At 39.3% G+C, this 3912-nt stretch carries 3 protein-coding genes; 1 reads left to right on the top strand and 2 read right to left on the bottom strand.

The features are described 5' to 3' along the window. Window positions 1-133: 133 nt before the first annotated feature. Window positions 134-976, top strand: a complete 843-nt coding sequence (locus L1D51_RS20805) for an HDOD domain-containing protein (RefSeq protein ID WP_054562671.1) — start codon at window positions 134-136, stop codon at window positions 974-976. Window positions 977-1035: 59 nt separating this feature from the next. Here the strand turns inward: L1D51_RS20805 and rdgC are convergent, their stop codons facing one another. Together rdgC and L1D51_RS20795 are read right to left on the bottom strand one after the other, a co-directional pair. Continuing rightward, window positions 1036-1944 (bottom strand): recombination-associated protein RdgC, encoded by a 909-nt coding sequence (rdgC, locus tag L1D51_RS20800; protein WP_054552583.1) that lies wholly within the window; start codon window positions 1942-1944, stop codon window positions 1036-1038. A gap of 90 nt (window positions 1945-2034) precedes the next feature. Then, window positions 2035-3798 carry a sensor histidine kinase gene (locus tag L1D51_RS20795; RefSeq protein WP_239964739.1) on the bottom strand — a complete coding sequence of 588 codons (1764 nt, stop codon included), beginning with the start codon at window positions 3796-3798 and terminating at the stop codon, window positions 2035-2037. Between the last annotated feature and the right edge of the window lie 114 nt (window positions 3799-3912).

The raw sequence follows: 3912 nt of genomic DNA, 5'->3' as shown, positions 1-3912 counted from the left end.
AAAATAGATAATTTCTGTGAATTTCTTAACTTTAGCGCTAAGTTAGACAATACTAAAACTATAACTAATCTAATAATGTCAGTCATTAGTCTGTCTTTGTTTGGGCGGGCTAACCCAAGAGGATGGCACACATATGTCAACAGAAAATGCATTACTGACCATATTGGTCGACAGAATAAATAATGACACTTTAGTGTTACCTACCTTACCAGAAGTTGCTGTGAAGGTAAGGCAAGCTGCGGATAACCCCGAGGTAAACTTGATGGATATGGCAGATGTCATCTCTCATGATCCGGCATTATCAGCACGAATGATCAAAGTCGCCAACAGTGCATTTATGGGGCGCTCAGTTAAAGTTACAAATCTACACCAAGCTGTAACACGAATTGGCCTACGTCAAATTAAGAACATTGCAACTGCAATGGCAATGGAACAGCTGTTTGTATCGCATAATGAGCTTATCAAAGGCTATATGGACAAGGCATGGCAAAAAACCCTTAAAGTAGCGTGCCACTCAATTACCTTAATGGATTTCTTCTTACGCAGAAATAAGCAAACCTCGCTTAATCGCGACACAATTACCTTAGCGGCATTAGTTTATAACATTGGCGTACTGCCCATTTTAACAGAAGCTGAAAAGCACCCTGAGGTGTTCGCAAACCCAAGCTTCCTTGCTCATGCCATTCAAAAGCTGGGTGGTAAAGTAGGTGGCGCAATTATGCGTGCTTGGGGCTTCACTGATGAGTTTGTAGAAGTAGCTGAAAGCTGGGCAAATCCAAACTATCGTCCAGAACATATTTGCTATGTTGACTTCATTCGTATTGGCGCGATTTTAGAAGGAATTTTACAGGTTTCTGATAAGTCTGCGGCATTGCAAACTTACATTGACAAAGGCGTGATTGAATCACTTGATATGTTCAGTGACGATGAATATAACGATATGCTTAACGAGGTAAAAGCTATTTTTACTGAATAACAGCAACAAAAAGCGCGACTAAGTCGCGCTTTTAATGTTAACCATTATCTGGGTTAATTTTATAAATCTTCTGCGTCACCTAAGCCTTGAGTTAGCTCTTCTAGCAGCTGTTTAATTTCTTCTGACGCTAATATAAAGTCAGCATCAAGTTTTACCGCCATATCTTCTTTTGGAATGTCGGCGTTTTCTTCTTTTAATGTTTCTGAGTAGCTTAAACGCTTAATTGAACCATCGTTTTGTAGCATGAACTTAACGCGTTCTTGCCAATCAAGAGCCAGCTTAGTTACGCGCTTACCATTTTCTAAGTGTGACTTTACTTCGTCGCATGATAAGTCATGGCCTTTTAATTTAACCTGAGCGCCACTGTCATCGGCTTCTTCAAGCTCTGCATCATTACCGATAGAAAAGCCTTCAGGGGTACTGAAATTAGTTAACCAGTCAGTTAAAAATACATCTAAATCGTAATTCGCAAATGCAGGTACGACAGGTAACGTGCCAAGTGATTTACGTAATAGGGCTAAAAGCTCTTCTGCTTTATTAAAGCTTGCGCTGTTAACCACAACCCAGCCATTCTTTTGATCAATAAACGCAAACTGTAGGCTCGATTTTTTGAATGCTTGAGGCAGTAAAGTGTGCAGAATATTTTCTTTTAGTTCGTCTTTTTCTTTTTTCTTTACTGGACGGTTTTCTTCCGCTTCGATTTGCTCAACTTTTTCTGCAACTAATTCGTTGATAACGGCAGCTGGCAGTACTTTTTCTTCACGTTTAGCACATACTAAAATGCTGTCTTGAGAGAAATGAGATAGGGTTTGACCATGCTTACCAAAGGCTTTTGTCCAACCAAATGTTGAAAGCTCTTGGCCTGTACATGAGCGGAACAAGTCCTGTTCTAGGGCTTTGTCGAAGTCTTCTTGAGAGTATGAAACGTCTTGTTTAAAACGGTAACAGATAAGGTTACTAAACCACATAATTAGGCTAATCCTTTCAATAAATTTGCCCAATCATAGCAATAAAAAACTGATGCCGAAATGAATCATTTCGGCATCAACGCTAATTGCTTATGAGTTAAACATTGAAAGTGGTTTTGGCATGTTTTTCGGAAAACTAATATGGTAGTGCAAGCCTTTACCGACTTCGCTTGATACCTCAATATCACCACTTAGGGTTTGTTTAACGAGGTTAAAAGTAATATGTGTGCCTAAGCCACTGCCGCCTTGGTCGCGCTTGGTTGTAAAGAATGGGTCGAATAGCTTTTCTAACTGCTCTTTTGATACGCCATTACCATTGTCTTTAAAGTCGATAACGACTTCGTCATCTTCTTCTTTGATAACAATATCAATGATGCCACTTTCAATCCCTTCGAAACCATGAATGAGTGAGTTCATAATCAAGTTTGTGAAAATTTGACTAATCGCACCCGCAGGCAGGTTAAGTGTTAAATCATCAGGGCAATCTAAATTAATATGATGCGATGTTTTCTTAAGTTTTGGATGAAGTGAGCGGATCACTTCACCTAAATACTCTTTAAAGTTAATGGTACGTACCGCTTCACTGGCTTGGTCCACTGCAATTTGCTTAAAGCTTGCAACCAGCTCAGAAGCTCGGTCTAGGTTACTAGTCAGTAGGCTAGTACTTTGCTTGGCGTCATTAATAAACTCTTCAAGCGCTTTTGGCGATAGAGTTTTTTCTTTATATGCCGCTTCAATTTGGTCCAAGCGTTCTTGTAAAAATGACGTTGCGGTAACACCAATCCCAATAGGTGTATTAACATCATGAGTAATACCCGCCACTAAGCCACCTAATGCTGCCATTTTTTCTGAGCCAACTAAGCGCTCTTGTGCCATATTTAGTTCATCAAGGTAGCGTTGTAATTCAGTTTGCTTGGTAATGAGCTCTTGTTCAGTTTGTTTACGTAAATCAATTTCTTCAGTTAGTGTCAGCTTTTGTTTTTCAAGCTCGTATTTTTGTTGCTGCAAGTCCATCATCGCTTGGCTTAGGTTTGATGTTTTGCGCGCTACTTCTTGCTCTAACTGTAAGTTATGTTGGTCGAGCTTTTCGTTGCTTATTAAAAGCTCTTTTTGCGTATGTTCGAGCTCTTCACGGTAAAGTACTACCTTATCTATTAAGCGGTTGAAAGACTCTTCCATTACTTTTAATTCGTTGTGCTCAACAGTTTTGATCTCGATATGGCGGCCTTCTAGGTCGTTTAGTTCAAGATCTTCAATTTGTTCTGTGAATTGTGCCAATGGCTCGGTTAAGCGCTTTCTAAATGCAAGTAAGAAAAGAATGATCAAAAAGGTGGTTTTGATCATTGCATTACCAATTAAAAAGTAGATAGAAATCATGATGCGGCTAAAGACCACTTCACGACTTGAGAACAGGGTTACATCACCTACTTGGGTTGTTTTACCTGAAAATTCAAAAATGAGTGGAAATGTGTAACCGAATAAGCCTGATGGCGTATCTTCGATAATCGCTTCTTCTTGCACTAACTGTTGACTGTATAGCTCGTGAATTTCTAACGAGCGACCTAACTGAGAGAGTACCTCGCCGCTATCATCACGCACGATAATACCCTCGATCATAGGGATTGCCAGTAAGCCCTCAGCCGTGGTGATGGTTTGTTTATCGTTCAGTTCCCAAATAGCGCGGGTTAAACTACGGCTAAATGTTTTTTGTAAAGTCGTTAACTCGTCGCGAATATAATCTTTGGTATTAACGTACTCAGCAATAACTTGTCCACAGGTCACTACAAAAGTAAGTAAAAAGTAGACTGAGAGTACATTTGTTAATAATTCTTTGGACAGGCTTTTTTGTAGCATGGAATATCCATAGCTCCTTGGTGACAATTGTAATACATTCAGCTAGTTCTAAAGTTAGCTAATAAATGGTTAAAAAGAAATAAATATATCCTTTTTTACTGGAACATTTATAAA

It is taken from the genome of Pseudoalteromonas shioyasakiensis, from assembly GCF_022398475.1.
In the GTDB taxonomy this organism is placed as follows: domain Bacteria; phylum Pseudomonadota; class Gammaproteobacteria; order Enterobacterales; family Alteromonadaceae; genus Pseudoalteromonas.
Note: the sequence above shows the minus strand (reverse complement) of the source record. Positions and strands in the feature narration are given on the sequence as shown.